This window comes from Streptomyces caelestis, assembly GCF_001279005.1.
In the GTDB taxonomy this organism is placed as follows: domain Bacteria; phylum Actinomycetota; class Actinomycetes; order Streptomycetales; family Streptomycetaceae; genus Streptomyces; species Streptomyces heliomycini.
Genome location: NZ_LGCN01000098.1, coordinates 1 through 341, shown reverse-complemented (window position 1 = coordinate 341; position 341 = coordinate 1). Strand labels below are relative to the sequence as shown.

1 protein-coding gene is annotated in these 341 nt (G+C 76.0%); it reads left to right on the top strand.

Annotated elements, in window-relative coordinates; translation table 11 throughout:
• A partial coding sequence (locus tag ADK41_RS09925) for a KR domain-containing protein (RefSeq protein ID WP_037805374.1) occupies window positions 1-341 on the top strand: 341 nt, incomplete at both ends.

Here is a 341-nt window from a genome sequence, read left to right as displayed (position 1 = left end):
AGGCTCCGGTGTGGGGTCTGGTGCGTGCGGCGCTGGCGGAGAATCCGGGCCGTTTCGCGCTGGCCGACGTCGGGGCCGGCACGGACGCCGAGGTGGATGCGGCGGTGGCGGCCGTGGCCGCGGGTGAGCCGGAGGTGGCGGTGCGGGACGGTGCGGTGCTGGTGCCGCGTCTGACCCGCCTGCCGTCGACCGCGTCGGAGGATGTGCCCGCGCTGGACGGCACGGGTGCGGTTCTGGTCACGGGTGGTACGGGTGGTCTGGGGGCGGTGGTCGCCCGTTATCTGGTGGCCGAGCGTGGGGTGCGGGATCTGGTCCTGACGTCCCGGCGGGGCCCCGACGCC